General features: G+C 66.5%; 19 protein-coding genes and 1 pseudogene. 11 read left to right on the top strand and 9 right to left on the bottom strand.

Annotated elements, in window-relative coordinates; translation table 11 throughout:
* Position 1 precedes the first annotated feature (1 nt).
* Positions 2–805, top strand: coding sequence for a hypothetical protein (locus AC5Y49_RS09200; RefSeq protein WP_499886172.1), 804 nt, complete (start codon positions 2–4; stop codon positions 803–805).
* On the opposite strand, the gene AC5Y49_RS09195 is transcribed toward AC5Y49_RS09200, so the two are convergent.
* On the bottom strand, positions 798–1,643 hold the full coding sequence (locus AC5Y49_RS09195; protein ID WP_499886170.1) for a DUF3097 domain-containing protein: 846 nt from the start codon (positions 1,641–1,643) through the stop codon (positions 798–800). The two genes, AC5Y49_RS09200 and AC5Y49_RS09195, sit on opposite strands and share 8 nt — an antisense overlap.
* A gap of 10 nt (positions 1,644–1,653) precedes the next feature.
* The gene (locus AC5Y49_RS09190; protein WP_499886168.1) at positions 1,654–2,580 is read right to left on the bottom strand and encodes a TIGR00341 family protein; all 927 of its coding nucleotides are present in this window, start codon (positions 2,578–2,580) and stop codon (positions 1,654–1,656) included.
* Between the two features lie 36 nt (positions 2,581–2,616).
* Here AC5Y49_RS09190 and AC5Y49_RS09185 point away from each other — a divergent pair, with 36 nt between their 5' ends.
* Both AC5Y49_RS09185 and AC5Y49_RS09180 read left to right on the top strand, forming a co-directional pair.
* Complete coding sequence (locus AC5Y49_RS09185) at positions 2,617–3,006, top strand: MmcQ/YjbR family DNA-binding protein (RefSeq protein WP_499886164.1); 390 nt, start codon at positions 2,617–2,619, stop codon at positions 3,004–3,006.
* Between the two features lie 316 nt (positions 3,007–3,322).
* Positions 3,323–3,715 carry a transglycosylase family protein gene (locus AC5Y49_RS09180; protein WP_499886161.1) on the top strand — a complete coding sequence of 131 codons (393 nt, stop codon included), beginning with the start codon at positions 3,323–3,325 and terminating at the stop codon, positions 3,713–3,715.
* Between the two features lie 8 nt (positions 3,716–3,723).
* Here the strand turns inward: AC5Y49_RS09180 and AC5Y49_RS09175 are convergent, their stop codons facing one another.
* On the bottom strand, positions 3,724–4,116 hold the full coding sequence (locus AC5Y49_RS09175) for a PaaI family thioesterase (RefSeq protein WP_499886159.1): 393 nt from the start codon (positions 4,114–4,116) through the stop codon (positions 3,724–3,726).
* A 126-nt stretch (positions 4,117–4,242) separates the two neighbouring features.
* On the opposite strand from AC5Y49_RS09175, the gene AC5Y49_RS09170 reads away from it, so the two are divergent.
* Entirely contained in the window at positions 4,243–5,097 is an 855-nt protein-coding gene (locus AC5Y49_RS09170; RefSeq protein WP_499886157.1) for a type IV toxin-antitoxin system AbiEi family antitoxin, read from the top strand.
* A gap of 26 nt (positions 5,098–5,123) precedes the next feature.
* Here AC5Y49_RS09170 and aspS read toward each other — a convergent pair whose 3' ends face one another.
* Positions 5,124–6,899: an aspartate--tRNA ligase gene (gene aspS / locus AC5Y49_RS09165; RefSeq protein WP_499886155.1), complete on the bottom strand. Its 1,776-nt coding sequence runs from the start codon at positions 6,897–6,899 to the stop codon at positions 5,124–5,126.
* A 66-nt stretch (positions 6,900–6,965) separates the two neighbouring features.
* Here aspS and AC5Y49_RS09160 point away from each other — a divergent pair, with 66 nt between their 5' ends.
* On the top strand, positions 6,966–7,847 hold the full coding sequence (locus tag AC5Y49_RS09160) for an oxidoreductase (protein ID WP_499886153.1): 882 nt from the start codon (positions 6,966–6,968) through the stop codon (positions 7,845–7,847).
* 87 nt (positions 7,848–7,934) lie between these two features.
* The gene (ypfJ, locus tag AC5Y49_RS09155) at positions 7,935–8,813 is read left to right on the top strand and encodes a KPN_02809 family neutral zinc metallopeptidase (protein WP_499886150.1); all 879 of its coding nucleotides are present in this window, start codon (positions 7,935–7,937) and stop codon (positions 8,811–8,813) included.
* On the opposite strand, the gene AC5Y49_RS09150 is transcribed toward ypfJ, so the two are convergent.
* Genes AC5Y49_RS09150 through AC5Y49_RS09140 form a run of 3 tightly spaced genes read right to left on the bottom strand, consistent with a single transcriptional unit; the run spans position 8,810 to position 11,527 of the window.
* Complete coding sequence (locus AC5Y49_RS09150) at positions 8,810–9,820, bottom strand: Rv2578c family radical SAM protein (protein WP_499886148.1); 1,011 nt, start codon at positions 9,818–9,820, stop codon at positions 8,810–8,812. The two genes, ypfJ and AC5Y49_RS09150, sit on opposite strands and share 4 nt — an antisense overlap.
* Positions 9,821–9,850: 30 nt before the next feature.
* Positions 9,851–10,726, bottom strand: coding sequence for a dihydrodipicolinate synthase family protein (locus tag AC5Y49_RS09145; RefSeq protein ID WP_499886146.1), 876 nt, complete (start codon positions 10,724–10,726; stop codon positions 9,851–9,853).
* A 15-nt stretch (positions 10,727–10,741) separates the two neighbouring features.
* Entirely contained in the window at positions 10,742–11,527 is a 786-nt protein-coding gene (locus AC5Y49_RS09140; protein WP_499886145.1) for an aldolase, read from the bottom strand.
* A gap of 155 nt (positions 11,528–11,682) precedes the next feature.
* On the opposite strand from AC5Y49_RS09140, the gene AC5Y49_RS09135 reads away from it, so the two are divergent.
* Positions 11,683–13,236 (top strand): purple acid phosphatase family protein, encoded by a 1,554-nt coding sequence (locus AC5Y49_RS09135; protein ID WP_499886141.1) that lies wholly within the window; start codon positions 11,683–11,685, stop codon positions 13,234–13,236.
* Between the two features lie 77 nt (positions 13,237–13,313).
* Positions 13,314–14,540 carry an acyl-CoA dehydrogenase family protein gene (locus AC5Y49_RS09130; protein ID WP_499886137.1) on the top strand — a complete coding sequence of 409 codons (1,227 nt, stop codon included), beginning with the start codon at positions 13,314–13,316 and terminating at the stop codon, positions 14,538–14,540.
* Between the two features lie 73 nt (positions 14,541–14,613).
* On the opposite strand, the gene hisS is transcribed toward AC5Y49_RS09130, so the two are convergent.
* Positions 14,614–15,876 carry a histidine--tRNA ligase gene (hisS, locus tag AC5Y49_RS09125; RefSeq protein WP_499886134.1) on the bottom strand — a complete coding sequence of 421 codons (1,263 nt, stop codon included), beginning with the start codon at positions 15,874–15,876 and terminating at the stop codon, positions 14,614–14,616.
* A 57-nt stretch (positions 15,877–15,933) separates the two neighbouring features.
* Positions 15,934–16,593 (bottom strand): MBL fold metallo-hydrolase, encoded by a 660-nt coding sequence (locus AC5Y49_RS09120; RefSeq protein WP_499886131.1) that lies wholly within the window; start codon positions 16,591–16,593, stop codon positions 15,934–15,936.
* Positions 16,594–16,683: 90 nt separating this feature from the next.
* On the opposite strand from AC5Y49_RS09120, the gene AC5Y49_RS09115 reads away from it, so the two are divergent.
* The 3 genes and pseudogenes from AC5Y49_RS09115 (at position 16,684) to AC5Y49_RS09105 (ending at position 19,433) form a co-directional block, all read left to right on the top strand.
* Positions 16,684–17,568: a peptidylprolyl isomerase gene (locus tag AC5Y49_RS09115; protein WP_499886127.1), complete on the top strand. Its 885-nt coding sequence runs from the start codon at positions 16,684–16,686 to the stop codon at positions 17,566–17,568.
* 83 nt (positions 17,569–17,651) lie between these two features.
* A pseudogene (locus tag AC5Y49_RS09110) lies at positions 17,652–18,401 on the top strand (serine/threonine-protein kinase); the annotation flags it as partial.
* A gap of 180 nt (positions 18,402–18,581) precedes the next feature.
* Positions 18,582–19,433: a peptidylprolyl isomerase gene (locus AC5Y49_RS09105; protein WP_499886362.1), complete on the top strand. Its 852-nt coding sequence runs from the start codon at positions 18,582–18,584 to the stop codon at positions 19,431–19,433.
* Positions 19,434–19,448: the final 15 nt, after the last annotated feature.

Genomic DNA, 19,448 nt, shown 5'->3' with positions numbered 1-19,448 from the left:
GATGAGCGGACCCCCGGAACACCCCGGCAGCCCGACCGACCCGCCGGGTTACGCGCCCGTCCCGCCCGGCTATCCGCAGCCGGGCGGCTACCCGCCGCCGCGCCAGGGATTCGACGTCGGCGATGCGTTCAACTGGGCGTGGAACAAGTTCAGCCAGAACGCCGGCCCGCTGATCATTTCGACCTTGCTCTACGTTTTGCTGCTGATGGTGCTCGGTGGTGTCCTGGTGGCGCTGATCTTCGCCACCGCCGATACCGACACGGTGACCGTCAGCGGCGAGGGGTACTACGACACCTCGGTCACCGGAACGCTGACTGCCACCTCGATCGTCGTCATGATCGTCGGCTACATCGTCATTTTCGCGCTGTCGATGTTCATCCAGGCCGCTTTCCTGTCCGGCTGCCTCGACATCGCCGACGGCAAGCCGGTGAGCGTCGGATCGTTCTTCAAGCCGCGCAACTTCGGCGCGATGATCCTCACCGCTCTGCTGGTCGGTGTTGTGACCGCGGTCGGTTTGGCGCTGCTCGTCGTCCCGGGCGTCATCGTCGGATTCCTCGCCCAGTTCGCGGTCGCCTTCGTCGTCGACCGGTCCCTCTCCCCTGTCGGCGGGTTGAAGGCCAGCATCGGCACGGCCAAGAACAACGTCGGCGGCGCACTGCTGTCCTGGCTGGTGCAGTACGCGGTGCTGCTGGTCGGAACGGTGATTTGCGCCGTGGGTTTGCTGGTAGCCGGCCCGTTGGCGACGCTCATCCAGACCTACACCTATCGACGCCTCTCCGGCGGGCAGGTAGCGCCGCTCAGCTGACCTGCGGCTGGGTCACGAAGTCGATCAGCTCCTCGACCCGGCCGATCAGCGCCGGCTCGAGATCCTGCCAGTCCCGCACCCGGCTACGGATGCGCTGCCACGCCGCGGCGATGTCGGCTTGGCCGGCGTGCGGCCAGCCCAGCGCCCGGCAGATGCCGTGCTTCCAGTCCATGCCGCGCGGTACGACGGGCCACTCGGACACGCCCAGCCGGTTCGGTTTGACGGCCTGCCAGATGTCGACGAAGGGATGGCCGACCACCAGCGTGTGCGGGCCACCGGGTCCCCGGCGCACGGCTTCGGCCAACCGGGCCTCCTTGGAGCCGGGCACCAGGTGGTCGACCAGCACGCCCAGCCGCCGCGTCGGGCCGGGGCGGAACTCCTCGACGACACCGACGAGGTCATCGACGCCGCCGAGATACTCGACCACCACGCCCTCGATCCGCAGGTCGTCACCCCATACCTGCTCGACGAGCTCGGCGTCGTGGCGGCCCTCGACGTAGATCCGGCCGGCTGACGCCACCCGGGCGCGGGCGCCGGCAACCGCCACCGAACCCGACGCCGTACGCGCGGGGGCCTTGGGCGCGTGGCGACGCGGCGCGGTCAGGATCACCGGCTTGCCGTCGATCAAGTAACCCGGGCCCACCGGGAAGCCTTGGCGGCGGCCGTTCCGGTCCTCGAGGTCCATGCGCCCGTATTCGATACGCACCACGGCGCCCACGTAGCCGGTCTGCGCGTCTTCGACGACCATGCCCAGCTCCACCGGCAGCTCGACCGAGCGGATTCGTCGTGATCTGTGCGGGTCATTGGCAAGAACGTCGGTTCCGTAGCGGTCGGTCACCCGAGCGATCCTAGGAACGCCGCAGCCGACTTGCGGTGCCGCCGCGCCGCACGGTCAGCACCAGTACGCCGGCCACCGTGATGCAGACCAGGTTGATCGCCAACTGCGCCACCGATTTTGCGACCACATCCCAATCGCCGGTGGTGGCCGCCACCACCGCGAATCCGGCGGCCGGGACCGTGGTGACCGAGATGAACACTCCGACCAGCGCCGCCGACTTCGCCGACACCAACGACAGCATGCCGGCGGCGCCGGCCAGTAGCGCGACCACCACCGACAACGGGCCCACCTGAAAGATGAAGTCGACGTGCCTGAACTCCCGCAGGTTGCCCAGATCCACCCAACCGACCGCCTCGCCGGCCAGCGTGGCGACCGCAGTCACCACCATCGCCACCGGAAATCCGACGGCCAGCGCGGTAGACGCGCGCCGGGCCAGGTCCATCCGTCGTCGTACCAGCGCCACCGAGAGCGCCGCCAACGGACCGAACTCCGGACCGACCACCATCGCGCCGACCACTGTCACCGTCGAGTCGGTGATCACCCCGATCGCAGCGATCAGGCAGGCCAGGCACAAAAACAACAGGAACGTGAGGTTGAGCGTGGACTCCTCGCGGGTCCGCCCGATGAGCTCCTCCCAGACCAGCGCGTCGGCGGGATCTCCCGGCGCTTTCTTCTCGGCCCGGTAGGCGGCCTTGGACACCACGGTGTCGATGGCCTCCATGGTGATCGCTCCACGATCGGCCAGCCCCAGCGCCTTGAGCCGCTCGACGACGTCGTTGGCCACTTCCCGGGCGATGTCGGCGGTGAGCAGATCGCCGGCTGGGTCGATGCCGGCTTGCTTGTGCAGCGCGATGTGCGCGACGCCGGGTTCGCGCTCGAGCAGCTCCACCAGGTCGTCCCGCAACTCCGGCGGGGCGATCACCCGCAAGTGCAACACGATCCGCACATTAGCTTGCGGGCGCACAATTATGGGGTGGCCACCTGGGACGACGTCGCCGGTATCGTCGCCGAGCTCCCGCTCACCGAGGAGCGGTCACCCCACGATTGGCGGGTGGGCAAGAAACTGGTCGCCTGGGAGCGGCCGCTACGTGCCTCCGACCGAGAGGCATTGGCGGCGTCGGGTATTGAGCCTCCTGCCGGCGACATCCTCGGTATCCGGGTAGCCGACGAGGGCGTCAAGTTCGCGCTGATCGACGACGAGCCGAACGTGTATTTCACCACTCCGCATTTCGACGGCTACCCGGCGGTGCTGGTTCGGCTGGCGGAGATCGACGAGCTCGGGCTGGCCGAACTGCTCACCGAGGCTTGGTTGACGCAGGCACCCAAACGGCTGGTCGAGGAATTCCTCAACGAGCCGAACTAACGGCCCCGCGGGTTTGCGACGGGCCTGAAGACCCAGCTTGCGTTCGTCACTGATGTAACTCTGACAACATCTGCAACTCTAACCACTCGAGTAACATCAATCACAGGAATATAAATACGGCAACTCAAACATCAGCTATCACTGAAATAACAGAGGCAACATCTGTACCGATTTACCGTTTAAACCCCAGAACAACAAGCATCTCGCTAAGCGAATTCAGCCTCAGCTGTTGACAGCTTTCACTATGGTTTGTTACATGTCGTTAATGGCGCATCACGGTGCAGCATCAATTTCGAAAACGTTGTGCAAGTCATTGATGAAAGGCGCAGTCGTCGTCATCGCCATTTCGCTGGTGATTGATCCGGCCACCGGCGTGGCTTATGCCGACGCGGTCAATTGGGACGCCGTGGCCGAATGCGAGTCGGGACGCGACTGGTCGGCTGATACCGGGAACGGTTTCTACGGGGGCCTGCAGTTCAAGCAGTCGACGTGGGACGCCAACGGCGGGGTCGGCTCGCCGGCGGACGCCTCGCGCGAGCAACAGATCGCGGTGGCCGAACGGGTGCTGAAGACCCAAGGGCCCGAGGCCTGGCCCAAATGCGGTCCCAACCAAACGCTGTTTCCGACGGAAGTGGTCAACATTTTGCGGTCGGGACATCCGGTCCGGACCACGCTGAGAAAACTGTGGTCGAAAGCGATCCCGCATTAGCCGCCCGGCTATCCGGTCAGCACGGCCTGGGTCTGGGTGACCTGGGCGACCAATTTCCCGCGGTCGTCGGTGAGGTTGGTCTGCGCGACGATGGTGGTCCGCCCGACGTGCAGCGGCTCGCAAATAGCGGTGACGGTGCCCGCGCGCACGGCCCGGAATAGGTTCGTTTTCGACTCAATTGTGGCGGTGCCGGCTCCCGGCGGAAGGTTTGCCACCGCGCATAGTGCGCCGATCGTGTCAGCGAACGCCATCAGCGCTCCCCCGTGCAGGATTCCGCCCGTGGTGCACCGGTCCTCGGCCCAATCCATGGTGGCTGTCACCCGCTGCGGGGTTACCTCGGCGACGTCGATGCCCAGGGTCCCGGCGAAGGGGATGAGAGCAGCCAGGTTGTTGGTGTCCATGTAGGCAGCTTGCCCGACCCGCGTTATCCGCTTCGCCGAAATCGACGTTAGCGCTCAAATGAGCGCGGAAATCGGCTCTACCGTCGATCTCGGCGACGTGTCGGTGCGGGCTGCCATCATGCCGCCATGGCCGAAGTCTTCATCGGCAGCGAGGCGGTGGCGCGCGGCGAACTCACCAAGTCCGACCTTCGCCGCCGGCATCGCGCCATTTTCCGTGACGTCTACGTGGCCGGAGGCCGCGAGCCGTCGTTGCGTGACCGGACCATTGGCGCGTGGCTGTGGTCCCGTCGACGGGCGGTTATCGCTGGGATTGCCGCATCGGCGTTGCACGGCGCACGGTGGGTTGACGCCAGCATTCCCATTGAGTTGGTCGCACCGAATTCCCGTCCGCAACGTGGCCTCGCAGTACGCAACGAGATGCTGGCTGACGACGAAACGACCCACGTCGTACGGCTCCCCGTCACTACGCCTGCGCGCACTGCCTACGATCTGGGCCGGCGTCTACCACGTGGCCAGGCGGTCGCACGACTCGATGCGCTGATGCGAGCGACCCCGTACTCGGTCGAAGATGTGCTGTTGCTTGCCAAACGCCATCGGGGCGCCCGGGGTTTGCAGCAACTGCGCGCCGCGCTTCCCCTCGTCGATGGTGGTGCAGCTTCTCCCAAGGAAACTTGGCTACGACTGCTGTTGATCGACGCCGGGTTGCCCGCCCCGACCACCCAGATACCCGTCCTCGACGGCTACCGACCGGTGGCCCTTTTGGACATGGGTTGGGAGGAGTTCAAGGTCGCCGCCGAATACGACGGCGATCAACATCGCGGCGATCGCAGGCAATACGTCAAGGACATTCGCCGGCACGAGCTGGTCGGCGATCGCGGCTGGATCGCTGTGCGGGTGGTTTCCGAAGACAGGCCGGGCGACGTCATCAACCGCGTCTACACCGCGCTTCGACGGCGTGGGTATCGCCCAGATCGACGCTAGCGCTCAAATGAGCGCGGAAATCGGCTCTAGCGTCGATCTCGGTCCTCGGGGCGAGCATCGATTCCGGATTCCTTGCGCTGCTGCGCGGTGATCGGCGCCGGCGCGTCGGTCAGGGGGTCCACACCACCGCCGGATTTCGGGAACGCGATGACTTCCCGGATGGAGTCCATGTCGGCCAGCAGCGCGGTGATGCGGTCCCAGCCGAACGCGATGCCGCCGTGCGGCGGTGCCCCGAAGGTGAAAGCGTCCAACAGGAATCCGAATTTCTCCTGCGCCTCCGCCGCGTCGATACCCATCATCGCGAACACCCGCTCCTGGATGTCGCGGCGATGAATACGAATCGAGCCGCCGCCGATTTCGTGGCCGTTGCACACGATGTCGTAGGCGTCGGCCAGCGCGCTACCCGGGTCGGTGTCGAAGGTGGCCTCCGATTCCGGCTTGGGCGCGGTGAACGCGTGATGCACCGCGGTCCAGGCTCCGGCGCCGACGGCAACCTCGCCGGCGGCGGCGGCCTCGTCGGCCGGCTCGAACAGCGGGAAATCCACCACCCACGTCAGCGCCCAGGCGGCCGGGTCGATCAGGTCCAGTCGCTTGGCGATCTCGATGCGGGCCGCGCCCAACAGTGCGCGCGAGGCCTTCGGCGGCCCCGCCGAGAAGAAGATGCAATCACCGGGTCCGGCGCCGACATGCTCGGCCAGGCCGGCACGTTCGGTGTCGGAGAGGTTCTTGGCCACCGGGCCGGACAGCGCACCGTCCTCGCCCACCAGCACATAGGCCAGCCCCTTGTGCCCGCGCTGCTTGGCCCAGTCCTGCCAGCCGTCCAGCGTGCGTCGCGGCTGCGACGCCCCGCCCGGCATCACCACCGCCCCGACATAGGGGGCCTGGAATACCCGAAATGTGGTGTCTTTGAGGAACTCTGCGCATTCGACGAGCTCCAGCCCGAATCGCAGGTCGGGTTTGTCGGAGCCGAACCGCCGCATCGCCTCGGCGTAGGTGATTCGCGGCAACGGCAACGGCAGGTCGTAGCCGATCAGCGCCCACAGCCCCCGGAGCACCTGTTCGGAGATCGCCAGCACGTCGTCGGCGTCCACGAAGCTCATCTCCATGTCGAGCTGGGTGAACTCCGGCTGGCGGTCGGCGCGGAAATCCTCGTCCCGGTAGCAGCGGGCGATTTGGTAGTAGCGCTCCATGCCCGCGACCATCAGCAGCTGCTTGAACAGCTGCGGGCTTTGCGGCAGGGCATAGAACGAGCCCGGCTGCAGCCGGGCCGGCACCAGAAAGTCGCGGGCGCCCTCCGGCGTGGAGCGGGTCATCGTCGGTGTCTCGATCTCGACGAAGTCGTGTTCGGCCAGCACCGCACGCGCGGCGGCGTTCACCTTGGAGCGCAACCGGATTGCCCCGCCGGGTCCGTCGCGGCGCAGGTCGAGGTAGCGGTACTTCAGCCGAGTCTCCTCGCCGGCGGATTCGTCGAGCTGAAACGGCAGCGGCGCGCACTCGCCCAGGACGGTCAGCGCCGTCGCGTTGACTTCGATCTCGCCGGTGGCGATGTCCGGGTTGGCGTTGCCTTCCGGGCGAATCTCGACCACACCCTCGACGGCGATGCAGAATTCGGCGCGCAGTCGGTGCGCCTGCTCCAGCACATCAGCCGCGCGGAACACCACCTGGGACACGCCGGATGCGTCGCGCAGGTCGATGAAGATCACCCCGCCGTGGTCGCGGCGGCGCGCCACCCAACCGGCCATCGTCACCTTCTGACCGGCATCGGCGGCGCGCAACGAACCGGCGACGTGACTGCGCAGCACGAACTACTCCTCTGCAATGGGTTGGACCGACTGCTCAGTGTAGAGCCGGTAATTTCGGGGATAACCATGGATATTGCCCTTGTCGGTCCCGGTGCTGTCGGCACGACGGTCGCGGCGTATCTGCATGCGGCCAGTCACCGCGTGCTGCTGTGCGGACGAACACCGCGTGACCGCATCGAACTGCGGCCCGACGGCGCCGACCCGATCGTGGTGCCGGGCCCGGTGCACACCGACCCGAGCGAGATCAGCGGCCCGGCCCAGATCGTCATCCTCGCGATCAAAGCCACGCAGAACGGCGCCGCAGCCGGCTGGCTGGCCCGCTTGTGCGATGAGCGCACCCTCGTGGCCGTGCTGCAGAACGGAGTGGAGCAGGTCGAGCAGGTGCAGCCGCTTTGCCCGTCGTCAACGGTCCTGGCGGGCATCGTCTGGTACAGCGCCGAGACCGATCCGGACGGGTGGGTGCGGCTACGCACCGAACCGCGGCTGGTGCTGCCCACTGGCCCGGCCGCGGACCGGCTTGCCACGGTGTTGCGCGAGGCCGGCTGTGTGGTGGACTGCGAACCGGATTTCACCACCGCGGCCTGGCGCAAGCTGCTGGTGAATGCGCTCGCCGGGCTGATGGTGTTGACCGGCCGGCGGTCCGGCATGTTCGGGCGCGACGACGTTGCCGCATTGAGTCGTCGCTACCTCGCTGAATGCCTTGCCGTGGCTCGCGCCGAGGGCGCCGATCTCGGCGATGACGTGGTCGAGGAGCTGGTCGAGATATTCCGCCGCGCTCCGACCGATATGGGGACCTCGATGCTGGCCGACCGGGAGGCCCACCGGCCGCTGGAGTGGGATATCCGCAACGGGGTGATCGTCCGCAAGGCGCGCTCGCATGGTCTGACCACACCGATCAGCGACGTCGTCGTACCGCTGCTGGCTGCCGCCAGCGACGGCCCGGGCTGAGCCACGGACCGCGCATCCACCGGCGCGCCGAACCGTAGTGTGAAAAGCTGATCCGGCGACCCGATCTAGCGGCAAACGGAGCGTGCGATGACCTTCAACGAGGGTATGCAGATCGACACCAGCACCACGTCGTCGTCCGGCGGCGGCGGTCGGCGGATGGCGATCGGCGGCGGTCTCGGCGGGCTGGTGATCGTGGTGGTGGCCATGTTCCTCGGCGTCGATCCGGGCAATGTGCTCAGCCAGCAACCGATGAACACCAACCAGGACGTCGCGCCGGGCTTTGACTTGAGCACCTGCCGCACCGGAGCCGACGCCAACAAGTACGTGCAGTGCCGCGTGGTCGCTACCGGCAACTCGGTGGACGGCGTGTGGAAGCAGCTGATGCGCGGCTACACCCGCCCGCACGTGCGGCTGTTCAGCGGCCAGGTCAGCACCGGCTGCGGCGCGGCCACCAGCGATGTCGGCCCGTTCTACTGTCCGCTGGACCAGACCGCCTATTTCGACACGGACTTCTTCGAGGTGCTCAAAGACCAATTCAATTCCAGCGGTGGGCCGTTGGCGCAGGAGTATGTGGTCGCGCACGAGTTTGGCCATCATGTGCAGAAGCTGCAGGGAGTACTCGGCCGCGCCCAGCAGGGCGCGCAGGGTGCCGGCGGCAACGGCGTGCGCACCGAGCTGCAGGCCGATTGCTATGCCGGGGTGTGGGCGCACTACGCGTCGATCACCAAGCAGGAAAGTACCGGTGTGCCGTTTCTGGAGCCTTTGAGCGACAAGGACATTGACGACGCGCTGTCGGCAGCGGCATCGGTGGGCGACGACCGTATTCAGCGCAAGGCGACCGGGCGCACCAACCCTGAGTCGTGGACCCACGGGTCGTCCGAGCAGCGGCAGCACTGGTTCACCGTCGGCTACCAGACCGGTGACCCCAATCAGTGCGACACTTTCCGCGCCGCAGAACTGGGCTAGAACAGCGTGGGCTGCAAAACCTCGGCGGCCAGGCGCGGCGGGGCGGGATCGGGGCGGCGCCGCTCACCGGTCAACCGGTGTTTGGCGATCAGCGGCGTAACCCGGTCTCGTAGCTCGTCGCGGTACTGCTGCGGCAGATAGGCGCTGCGCCGGTACAACTCGCGATACCCGCCGAGCAGCTCGGGGTGGGTGCGGCCCAACCACGACAAGAACCAGCCGCGTGTCGATCCGCGCAGATGCAGGCCCAGCACCGTCACACCGGTCGCACCCGCGTCGGCGATCTGGCGCAGCAGGCTGTCGAGCTGTTCGGCGGAATCGGTCAGGTGCGGCAGCACCGGCGCCACCATCACGTGGCAGTCCAGGCCGGCGTCGCGGATCGCCGCGATCAGCCCCAACCGTGCGCGTGGCCCGGGAGTGCCCGGTTCCACGGCCGCATGCAGCTCGGGATCGCCGACCGCCAGGGAGACGGCCACCCGGACCGAAATCTGCCCGGCGGCGTCGGCGAGCAACGGCAGGTCGCGCCGCAGCAGGGTGCCCTTGGTCAGGATCGACAGCGGCGTGCCCGACTCCGCGAGCGCACCGATAATGCCGGGCATCAACGCATACCGGCCCTCAGCGCGCTGATAGGGATCGGTGTTGGTGCCCAATGCCACGGTCTCGCGGCACCAGGACTTACGGCGCAGCTCGCGCCGGAGCACGTCGACGATATTCGTCTTGACGACGACCTGGGTGTCGAAGTCGTTGCCGCAGTTGAATTCCAGATACTCGTGGGTGGGCCGGGCGAAACAGTAACGGCAGGCATGCGAGCAGCCGCGATAGCCGTTGACGGTGTACCGGAACGGCAAGACAGCGGCGTTGGCGATCTTGTTCAGCGCCGACTTGCACAGCACCTCGTGAAACGTGATGCCGTCGAACTGCGGGGTCCGCACACTGCGGACGAACCCGATGCGCTGCAAACCGGGCAGCGCGCCGTCATCGACGTCGATGCTCTGGGCGTCCCACCGCATGCCCTATTCGAACGCCAGTTCGATTTCCTGTCAAGCGGGCAGCAATTTCTGCAACGTGTCGCGGCCCTCGTCGTCCAGCGGCAGCAGCGGACGGCGCGGGTCTCCGACGCCGACACCGAGCAGCTCCAATCCGGCCTTCACGGTGGTGGCGAGCCCGCCGGCAACGATGAATTGCAACAGCGGCTTGAGGTCGTCGTAGATCTTTTGCGCCGTTTGCAGATCGCCGGCCCGCACGGCGTCGTACAAGTCGATGCATGGCTGCGGTCGCAGACACGGGGCCGCCGTGCACCATCCGGCGGCGCCGGCCCGCAGCGCGTCGAGCACCAGCGGGTTGCTGCCGTTGTAGAACGGCAGCCGACCATCGCTGAGCTCGGCGATGCGCTGCATCCGGGACAGGTCGCCGGTGGACTCCTTGACCATCGTGAGGTTCTCGACGCTCTCGAACATGTGCACCAGCAGTTCCGGGCTCATGTCGATGCCACTGGTGGCCGGGTTGTTGTAGGCCATGATCGGAATTCCGATCGCCTCGCCGATGCTGCGGTAGTGCGTGACGATCTCGTGCTCGGTCAGCTTCCAATAGGACACCGGCAGGATCATCACCGCGTCGGCGCCGGCCTTCTCGGCCACCTGCGCACGCCGAATCGTGTTGGCAGTGGTCAGGTCTGACACACCGACGACGACCGGCACCCGGCCGTCGACAGCGGCGATCGTGGTGTCGACGACGGTGTCGAACTCGCCTTCGTCGAGATAGGCCAGCTCGCCGGTGCTACCGAGCGGGGCTATCGCGTGGACGCCGGCGCGCACCAGCCGGTCGACCAGCGCGGTCAAGGACGTGGTGTCGATCGTGCCCGAATCGGCGGCGAACGGAGTCACCGGGTAGGCGATGATGCCGTGAATTTTCGGCATGGCGGACTCCTTCGGTCAGCTCGTCAAGGCATCGGGGTGTTGCGTGAGCGCGCGGCGCGCATAGTAGGCGAAATTCGCCCGGCTACGTTCCGGCCGCAGCGTCCAGTCGTGGGCTTCGCGGGCCAGCTTCTCCGGTAGTTCTTTGATCGTGCCGGCCGACATCGCGGCCAGCTGCAGTTTGGCCGCGCGCTCGATGAGCACCGCCAGCGAGCACGCCTCCTCGACGCTGGCACCGGCCACGATCTGGCCATGGTGAGCCAGCAGGATGGCCTTTTTGTCGCCGAGGGCAGCGCTGATGATCTCGCCCTCCTCATTGCCGACCGGAACCCCTGGCCACTCCGCCAGAAACGCACAGTCATCGTAGAGCGGCGTGGTGTCCATCTGGGACACCACCAGCGGAACCTCCAGCATGGCCAGCGCGGCGGCGTGGAAGGCGTGGGTATGGACGATGCACTGCACATCGGGCCGGGCGCGGTAGATCCAGCTGTGAAAACGGTTGGCGGGGTTAGCCATACCGTCGCCGTCGAGCACATTGAGGTCCTCGTCGACGAGCAACAGGTTGGCGTCGGTGATCTCGTCGAAGCCCAACCCCAGCCGCTGGGTGTAATAGGTGCCGGGCTGCTCGGCGCGGGCGGTGATCTGTCCGGCCAGCCCCGAATCATGTCCTTGGTCGAACAGGGCGCGGCAGGTCAGCGCCAGCTTCTGGCGGGTCGACAACGCCGACTCACCCACATTGGCGGCCAAGCGGTCTTGTGCGCGCCGCATCAAGTCGGCTTTGGAATCGGTGAACGTGCTGGCCATCAGCGGCTCCCTGAATCGTAGGGATATGACACTAACAATTACGGTAGGACACTTTGTGTCATGGTGCAAACCGGATGCGCTCGGTCCTCTGCGCAGGCTAGCGGAGCGTTACCGCCAACGCAGAAATCTGCTGTCGGGTGCGGTATGAAACAAAGATGAGCGACGAGACGGGCATCAGCCGCCGCACGCTGTTGACGGCCGGGGCGGCGGCGATTGCGGGAGTGGGCATCGGCGGTGCCGGGGCAACGCTGCTGCGCTCGTCCGGACCGGCCGTGTGGACGCAGCCCGACGCCAGCGGCGCACCGCCGGTGCGGGGCCTGCATCTGCAATTCGGCCGGAATGCCGCCACCGACGTGGTGGTGTCCTGGCAGACCACCGACGCGGTAGGCAACCCCCGGGTGCTGGTGGGCATGCCGACGTCGGGCTTCGGGCGCACGGTGCAAGCCGAAACCCGCGCCTACCGGGACGCCAAGTCGCGCAGTGAAGTTCGCGTCCACCATGCGGCGCTGACCGATCTGGCTCCCGACACCGATTACGTCTACGCCGCGGTGCATGATGGCACCAGCCCAGAGCTGGGCACGGTGCGCACTGCGCCGTCGGGACGGAAATCACTGTGTTTCACCAGCTTCGGCGATCAGGCTACCCCGACGCTCGGCAGGCTGACGGGCACGACGTACACCAGCGACAACCTGGGCTCGCCGGCCGCCGCGGACACCACGACCGCGATCGAGCGCATCGGCCCGCTGTTCAACTTGGTCAACGGCGACCTCTGTTACGCCAACCTGGCCCACGACCGGATCCGCTCCTGGACCGATTGGTTCGACAACAACTCACGTTCGGCGCGCTACCGGCCCTGGATGCCGGCGGCGGGAAACCACGAAAACGAATTGGGCAACGGCCCAGTCGGATTCGAGGCCTACCAGACCTACTTTGCGCTGCCCGACTCGGGAGCCGACCCGGCATTGCGCGGGCTCTGGTACTCCTTCACCGCCGGGTCGGTGCGGGTAATCAGCCTGTCCAACGACGACGTGTGCTTTCAGGACGGCGGCAACTTCTATGTGCACGGCTATTCCGGTGGCGCGCAGAAGCGTTGGCTGGAAGCTGAACTCGCCGATGCCCGGCACGACCCCGACGTGGACTGGGTGGTCGTCTGCATGCACCAGACGGCAATCTCGACCACCGACCGCACCAACGGCGCCGACCTCGGCATCCGTCAGGAATGGCTGCCGTTGTTCGACCGCTACCAGGTCGATTTAGTGGTGTGCGGTCACGAACACCACTACGAACGCTCACATCCGGTGCGCGGAGCGCTGGACGGCGAAACCAGAACCCCCCGACCCGCCGACACCCGCGCCGACCTCATCGACGCCACCAAGGGCACCGTGCACGTAGTAATCGGCGGAGGTGGCACGTCGGCGCCGTCGAACACGATGTTCTTCGACCGGCCCAAATGTCGGGTGGTGACCGGCGTCGGCCGACTCAACCCGGCGACCGGACGCAAAGCACCGATCTATGTCGTGGAGGACGCGCCATGGTCGGCGTTTCGCGACCGCACACATCCCTACGGCTTCGCGGCGTTCGATGTCGACCCGGGCCCTCCCGGCGGCAACACCTCGATCACCGCGACGCACTACGCGATCACCGGATCGCTCGGCGCGCTCACTGTCGTCGACCAATTCACCTTGACCAAGCCGCGGGGCGGCCCATGACCTCTGGTAACGTCATTTCCGTTTGCGACGAATGAGACTCTCGGGAGGCGCCGCATGTCGTCACGTGAGCTGCCGTCATGATCGCTCCTCCCCGCCCCAGCGAGTCGGTGGCCGAGTTCGCCGAGCGGGCCCGCGGATGGCTGGCCGAGGCGATGCCGCGCATCGATCGAGGCAATCCGCCGTTTGCCGATCGCGGCGTGCAGGAGTCATGGCAGCGGGCCCGCGAGCTGCAGCGGCGACTCTACGATGGCGGGTTCGCCGGGATCTGTTTCCCGGTCGAGTACGGCGGGCTCGGGCTGAGCATCGAATATCAGAAGGCCTTCGACGCCGAGAGCGCCGGCTACGAGATGCCGCTGATACTCAACACGCCGACCTTCACGATCTGCTGCGCGACAATTCTGGACACCGGCAGCGAAGAGCAGAAGCGTCAACACATTTCAGCGGCACTGCGTGGTGATGAGGTACTGGTTCAGCTGCTCTCCGAACCCAGCGGCGGGTCGGATCTGGCCGGCGTGATCACCCGCGCCGAGCGGCGCGACGGCAGATGGGTGGTCAACGGCGCGAAGACCTGGAGCACCGGAGCGTTCGCCGCCGACTACGGGCTGCTGCTGGCCAGGACGAACTGGGAGGTCCCCAAGCACGACGGGCTGACCATGTTCTTGGTGCGCATCGACAGCCCCGGAATTACGTTGCGGCGCATCAAACAAGTCAACGGTTCCACCGAATTCTGCGAGGAGTTCTTCGACAACCTGGAACTCAGCGACGACGATGTGCTCGGCGAAGTCGACAAGGGCTGGGACGTCGCATCGCGCCAGCTCTATCACGAGCGGCGCGCCGTCGGCGGCGGCTCGGAGTTCGCCAGCGGCAGCGGCAGCGAGAACGCCCAGGAGAAGACACCCGACTACGGCGTGCTGCTGCAGGCGATCGGACAGCCCGACAACGACCGTGTCCGTGAGAAGGCCGGCCGGGCACTGGTGCATCGTGCGGTGCGTGATCAGCTGATCGACCACGTCTACCGCGGCGTGCTCGACGGCTCGCTCCCGCCGGCCGCCGGGACGCTGATTCGGCTCTTCCATGCCGAGGCCATCGAACTCGAGGTCGACACCGCATTGGCGATCGCGGGCAGCTTCGGGGTGGTCGACGAACTGCTTGCGATCGGCCAACGTTATCTGTCCCGGCAGACCGCGGCGCTCGGGGGCGGCAGTACCGAGATGGCGCGCAACGTGATTGGCGAACGGGTCTTGGGCTTTCCGCGTGAACACGCGGCCGATCGCGGTGTGCCGTTCAACCAGGTCAAGCACTGACGCCATTGTGCGCGAGCGTGCGTGTCCCCGGTCGACACGCCGGGCTGATAGCCGGGAACACGCACGCTCGCGGTCAAGGGGTGAGTCGGGAAAGCACGTCGGCGACAACCGCGTCCGTCGCAACGTCCACCTGCTCGCCCGAGCCGAGGTCTTTGACGCCGACGATGCCTTCCTCGATCTCGCGGTCACCGGCCACCAGCGCGAACCGGGCGCCGGACCGGTCGGCGGCGCGCATTGCACCCTTGAGTCCGCGCTCGCCGTAGGCCAGGTCCACCCGCGCGCCGGCGGCACGCAGTTGACCGGCCAGCGTCGCCAGCCGCAGCTTGCCCTGCTCGCTCAGCGGTACTCCGAAGACGTCGCAACGAGTCGTCGCGCCAACGGTTTTGCCTTCGACCTGCAATGCCAGCAGGGTGCGGTCCACGCCGAGACCGAACCCGATGCCGGAGAGATCCTGGCCACCCAGCACGCGCATCAGCCCGTCGTAGCGGCCGCCGCCGCCGATGCCCGACTGCGCGCCCAGCCCGTCGTGCACGAATTCAAACGTGGTCTTGGTGTAGTAGTCCAGCCCGCGCACCATTCGCGGGTTGATCACATACGGCACGCCGAGCGCGTCGAGATGCGCCTGCACCGTCTCGAAATGCTGCTTGGCGACATCGGAGAGGTGGTCGATCATCACCGGCGCGTCCGCGGTCATCGCTTTGATCTCCGGGCGCTTGTCGTCGAGCACCCGCAGCGGGTTGAGCTCGGCGCGCCTGCGGGTCTCCGGATCCAGGTCGAGCGCAAACAGGAAGTCCTGCAACAGCTCTCGGTATTGCGGACGGCAGGTGTCATCACCCAGCGAGGTGAGTTCTAGGCGAAACCCCGTCAAACCCAGGGAACGGAAGCCGGCGTCGGCGACGGCGATCACCTCGGCGTCCAGTGCGGGGTCGTCGACCCCGATGGCCTCCACCCCAACCTGCTGCAGCTGGCGGTAGCGGCCGGCCTGCGGGCGCTCGTAGCGAAAGAACGGACCCGCGTAGCACAGCTTGACCGGCAGCGCGCCGCGGTCCAGCCCGTGCTCGATGACCGCGCGCACCACCCCGGCGGTGCCTTCCGGGCGCAGCGTCACCGACCGGTCGCCGCGGTCGGCGAAGGTGTACATCTCCTTGGACACCACATCGGTGGACTCCCCCACCCCGCGCGCGAACAGCGCGGTGTCCTCGAAGATCGGCAACTCGATGTCGCTGTAGCCGGCGCGCCGTGCCGCGTCGAGCAGCCCGTCGCGCACCGCGACGAACCGTGCCGAATCCGGCGGGACGTAATCCGGTACACCCTTGGGCGCCTGGAATTGAGTCACTTTGCGCCGCTCCTCCTCATCGCTGCGCTCCGCATCGTCGCCGGCGCGGGGCCACGCTCACAGCCCTTCGAGGAACGGGTTGTGCCGGCGTTCGGCGCCGATCGTGGTCTTGGGGCCGTGACCGGGCAGGACCACGGTCTTGTCGTCGAGGACCAGCAGTTTGCCGGCGATCGAGCACAGCAGGTCGCGGCCGCTGCCGCCGAACAGGTCGGTGCGCCCAACCGAACGCTCGAACAGCGTGTCGCCGGTGAGCACGATGTCGGACCCATCGCCGGTCACCCGGAACACCACCGACCCCCGAGTGTGGCCAGGGGTGTGGTCGACGGTGACGGCGATGTCGGCCAGGTCGATCTTGTCGCCGTCGCGGTCGAGTTCGACGACCTGCTTGGGCTCGCGGAACATCGCCGCCAACAGGGCCTGGCCCAGCCGCGGTCCGAATCCTTTGATCGGATCGGTCAGCATGAACCGGTCCTCGGGGTGGATGTAGGCCGGGCAGCCGAAGCTGTCGGACACCTTCTGGGCTGACCAGATGTGGTCGATGTGGCCGTGGGTGAGCAGCACCGCCGCCGGGGTGAGCCGATTCTCGTCGAGAATGCGCCGCAGCGGGCCCATGGCCCGCTGACCGGGATCGACGATGATGGCGTCGGCCCCGGGATGCGGCGCCAGCACGTAGCAGTTGCAAGCCAGCAACCCGGCGGGAAACGCGGAAATCAACACGATCCCCAGTTTCCCACGTTGCGCCTGACTGCTGGCACTCTGGCACACTCTGTGCTGACCCACGCGAACGATCGAGGAGGGACTTCGGCGGTGCCGACCAACGAACAGCGACGGGCGACAGCCAAGCGCAAACTCGAACGCCAGCTGGAACGCCGCGCCAAGCAGGCCCGCCGGCGCAGGATTATGGCGATCGCCGGCGGATCGGTCGCCGCGGTGGTCGTCATCGCCGCGGTGGTCATCACTGTGCTGGTCACCAATAAGGACAAGAACGAGAAAGCGTCGGGAACCGAGGGCGGTGCGACGACCACGCAGAGCGCGCCTCCGGCCGCGCCGCCGTTGCCGTCGTTCAAGCCGTCGGCTGAGCTGGGCGCCAACTGCCAGTACCCGCCGTCCCCTGACCTGGCCAGCAAGCCGGTGAAACCGCCGCGGACCGGCAAAGTGCCGACGGAGGGGAAAGACGCGCAGGTCAGTGCCAGCATGGTAACCGATCAAGGGAATATCGGCCTGCTGCTCGCTAACGCCAAGTCCCCTTGCACCGTCAACAGTTTCGCCAGCCTCGCGCACCAGGGCTTCTTCAACGACACTCAGTGCCACCGGCTGACCACCTCGCCGACGTTGGGCGTGCTGCAGTGCGGCAATCCCAACCGAGACGGCGCCGACGGCGGCCCAGGGTACCAGTTTGCCAACGAATATCCCACCGATCAGTTCCCGCCCGACGACCCCGCACTGCAGCAACCAGTCGTCTACCCACGCGGCACATTGGCTATGGCGAACGCCGGCCCTGGCACCAATGGCAGCCAGTTCTTCATGGTTTACAAGGACTCTCAACTGTTGCCGAACTTTACGGTGTTCGGCACGATCCAAGACGACGGGCTGGCCACGCTGGACAAGATCGCCAAGGCCGGCGTCGCCGGCGGCGGCGAAGACGGTCCGCCCGCTACGCCGGTCACCATCAAGTCGGTACTGCTGGACTGACCTGGTATCGCTACTCACAGGTAGAGCGCCACCGCTTATGGTTCGAGGGAAACGCACCTCTCAGTGGTGAGGAGAAGACTACGGTGACAACGGCATTCGGACGTTACCAGCTTCTCGAGGTGTTGGGTCGCGGTGGCATGGGCGAGGTCTATCGTGCCTACGACAGCGCCACCGACCGTGTCGTCGCCATCAAACTGTTACCGCAGCATCTGGCCGAAAACCCGGAGTTTCAGCGGCGGTTCCGCCGCGAGGCACGGACTGCGGCTGGCCTCAGCGACCCGCACGTGGTGCCTATTCATGACTATGGCGAAATCGACGGCCGGCTCTACGTCGACATGCGGCTTATCGAGGGCCGCGATTTAGGCAGCATCATCGCCGACGACGACGGCCGGTTAAGCCCTGCACGCACCGTCGCAATCATCGAGCAGATCGCCTCGGCACTGCATACCGCCCACCTCGCAGAATTGGTCCACCGGGATGTCAAGCCTTCCAACATCCTTTTAGCCGCAAGAGATTTCGCTTACCTGATCGACTTCGGCATCGCCCGCGCAGTCACCGACACCGCGATGACCGGCACAGGCCATACCATCGGCACGTTGGCCTACATGGCTCCGGAACGCTTCAGCGGCACCACCGACTACCGCGCGGACATCTACTCGCTGGCCTGCGTGTTGCATGAATGCCTCACGGGCCAACGCCCCTACCCCGGCGAGAGCCTCGAACAACAAATTGCCGGCCACCTGAATAACCCGCCTCCACGGCCATCCATCGACTTCTCCGACATCCCACCGGCCTTCGACGCCGTCATCGCCCGAGGCATGGCTAAAAGGCCCGACCAACGCTACCAAAGTGCGACAGAATTCGCTGATGCCGCGCGCGCAGCGCTGACGAGTCCTGGGAAAACGACGCGGCCGACCCCGCCCGTCCAGGCACCGACTCAGCGTGCGCCGGCGCGGCCCGTCGCATCGCCTACCAACACGGTGGCTGCACCGACCAACGAAGATCGACGCGCGATGGCCAAGCGCAAGCTCGAGCAACAGCTGGAAATCACTGCCCTCCAAACCAGTCGGCGTCGGCGCACCCTGATCATTACCGGTGCATCAATCGCAATCGCCGTGGCGATTATCGTCCTGGTCATCACCAACTTAGAGCCTAAAGACGAAAAGGCGTCGGCACCGACCAGCAGTTCCGCCACGACGACTCCTGCCCTGGGCGCATTGCCTGGCATTCCGCCGTTGCCCTCATTCACGCCGTCGGCCGATCTGGGTGCCAACTGTCAATACCCACCTTCGACCGAGCCGGCGAGCAAGCCGGCTACTGCGCCCCGATCAGGCAAGGTGCCGACTGAGCCGGCGCAGGTCAGCGTTAGCATGGTAACCAGCCAGGGCAACGTTGGCCTACAACTCGCCAACGCCGAATCACCGTGTACGGTCAATAGTTTCGTCAGCCTCGCACAGCAGGGCTTCTTTGACGGCAACCAGTGTCACCGGTTGACCACCTCGCCGACGCTCAGCGTGCTGCAGTGCGGTGACCCGACGGGCAATGGAACCGGAGGCCCCGGGTATCAGTTCGCCAACGAATACCCCACGGACCAATATCCAACCGGTGATCCCGCGGTAGACCAACCGGTCGACTACCCTCGCGGCACCCTAGCCATGGCCAATGCAGGGCCAGGCACCAACGGTAGCCAATTCTTCCTGGTGTATAAGGATTCGCAGCTGCCGCCGGAATACACCGTGTTCGGAACCATCCAGGAAGACGGGCTGGCCACGCTGGACAAGATCGCCAATGCCGGCGTCGCGGGTGGCGGCGACGACGGCCAACCCGCCACTCCGGTCACCATCAAATCGGTACGGCTCGACTGACCGAAGGAACGTGTG

It is taken from the genome of Mycobacterium sp. NGS62 (assembly GCF_059812285.1).
The sequence above is the reverse complement of the archived record's forward strand: the minus strand, read 5'-3'. Positions and strand labels throughout refer to the sequence as shown.

Bases quoted from the DNA above. Each gene is read 5' to 3' on its own strand.
- AC5Y49_RS09160 (WP_499886153.1), top strand. From the start codon at position 6,966: ATGGATATTGCCCTTGTCGGTCCCGGTGCTGTCGGCACGACGGTCGCG.
- AC5Y49_RS09145 (WP_499886146.1), bottom strand. From the start codon at position 10,726: ATGCCGAAAATTCACGGCATCATCGCCTACCCGGTGACTCCGTTCGCC.
- AC5Y49_RS09180 (WP_499886161.1), top strand. From the start codon at position 3,323: ATGAAAGGCGCAGTCGTCGTCATCGCCATTTCGCTGGTGATTGATCCG.
- AC5Y49_RS09200 (WP_499886172.1), top strand. From the start codon at position 2: ATGAGCGGACCCCCGGAACACCCCGGCAGCCCGACCGACCCGCCGGGT.
- AC5Y49_RS09140 (WP_499886145.1), bottom strand. From the start codon at position 11,527: ATGGCCAGCACGTTCACCGATTCCAAAGCCGACTTGATGCGGCGCGCA.
- AC5Y49_RS09135 (WP_499886141.1), top strand. From the start codon at position 11,683: ATGAGCGACGAGACGGGCATCAGCCGCCGCACGCTGTTGACGGCCGGG.
- AC5Y49_RS09130 (WP_499886137.1), top strand. From the start codon at position 13,314: ATGATCGCTCCTCCCCGCCCCAGCGAGTCGGTGGCCGAGTTCGCCGAG.
- AC5Y49_RS09150 (WP_499886148.1), bottom strand. From the start codon at position 9,820: ATGCGGTGGGACGCCCAGAGCATCGACGTCGATGACGGCGCGCTGCCC.
- ypfJ (WP_499886150.1), top strand. From the start codon at position 7,935: ATGACCTTCAACGAGGGTATGCAGATCGACACCAGCACCACGTCGTCG.
- AC5Y49_RS09170 (WP_499886157.1), top strand. From the start codon at position 4,243: ATGGCCGAAGTCTTCATCGGCAGCGAGGCGGTGGCGCGCGGCGAACTC.
- AC5Y49_RS09175 (WP_499886159.1), bottom strand. From the start codon at position 4,116: ATGGACACCAACAACCTGGCTGCTCTCATCCCCTTCGCCGGGACCCTG.
- AC5Y49_RS09105 (WP_499886362.1), top strand. From the start codon at position 18,582: ATGGCCAAGCGCAAGCTCGAGCAACAGCTGGAAATCACTGCCCTCCAA.